Below are 1,342 nucleotides of genomic sequence, written 5' to 3'. Positions count from 1 at the left end.
ACCTGCTGGCAACTAAATACAAGGGTTGCGCTCGTTGCGGGACTTAACCCAACATCTCACGACACGAGCTGACGACAACCATGCACCACCTGTCCTCCTGTCCCCGAAGGGAACTTCGCATCTCTGCGATCATCAGGAAATGTCAAGACCTGGTAAGGTTCTTCGCGTTGCTTCGAATTAAACCACATGCTCCGCTGCTTGTGCGGGCCCCCGTCAATTCCTTTGAGTTTCAATCTTGCGATCGTACTCCCCAGGCGGAGTGCTTATTGTGTTAACTACGGCACTGAGTTGCCCCAACACCTAGCACTCATCGTTTACGGCGTGGACTACCAGGGTATCTAATCCTGTTCGCTCCCCACGCTTTCGCGCCTCAGCGTCAGTATCTGTCCAGTAAGTCGCCTTCGCCACTGGTGTTCCTCCTAATATCTACGCATTTCACCGCTACACTAGGAATTCCACTTACCTCTCCAGTACTCAAGTTCTCCAGTTTCAAATGCAATTCCGAGGTTGAGCCCCGAACTTTCACATCTGACTTAAAAAACCGCCTACACGCCCTTTACGCCCAGTAATTCCGGACAACGCTTGCCCCCTACGTATTACCGCGGCTGCTGGCACGTAGTTAGCCGGGGCTTCCTCTAAGGGTACCGTCATTTTTTTCTTCCCCTTTGACAGAACTTTACGATCCGAAGACCTTCATCATTCACGCGGCGTTGCTGCGTCAGGGTTGCCCCCATTGCGCAATATTCCCCACTGCTGCCTCCCGTAGGAGTCTGGGCCGTGTCTCAGTCCCAGTGTGGCCGTCCGCCCTCTCAGGCCGGCTACCCATCGTCGCCTTGGTGAGCTGTTATCTCACCAACTAGCTAATGGGACGCGGGTCCATCCTATGGCGATAAATCTTTCATTGATATGTCATGCGACATCTCAACTACATACGGTATTAATCCCGGTTTCCCGAGGCTATCCCCTTCCATAGGCCAGGTTACCCACGCGTTACTCACCCGTCCGCCACTTTCACTTCAGTGTAGTAAACTACTCTGAAGATCACGTTCGACTTGCATGTGTTAGGCACGCCGCCAGCGTTCGTCCTGAGCCAGGATCAAACTCTCTATTATAAAGTGTTTGAGTCCGTCTTAGAACTCTCTTGGCTTTTTGATACTCTTGGTATCAACGTTGTTACAGTTAATTCTTTCTTTCTTGGCTTGTTTTCGTGTGCTATTATATTTTCAAAGATCTTGGTTTGTGCGCCGTTTCCCTGTCTCTGTGTTCTCTCTGTCTCTCTTGGCGACTCTTACTATTATACGCACATGCATACCCTATGTCAACACGTTTTTAAAACTTTTTT

Annotated in this window: 1 rRNA gene; it reads right to left on the bottom strand. The window is 50.3% G+C overall.

What is annotated here, in order from left to right:
• Positions 1-1,112, bottom strand: a 16S ribosomal RNA gene (locus BUB93_RS11210); the annotation flags it as partial.
• Positions 1,113-1,342 lie beyond the last annotated feature (230 nt).

This window comes from Alkalibacter saccharofermentans DSM 14828, from assembly GCF_900128885.1.
Taxonomy (GTDB): Bacteria; Bacillota; Clostridia; order Eubacteriales; family Alkalibacteraceae; genus Alkalibacter; species Alkalibacter saccharofermentans.
This window is presented reverse-complemented; position numbering and strand designations above follow the sequence as displayed.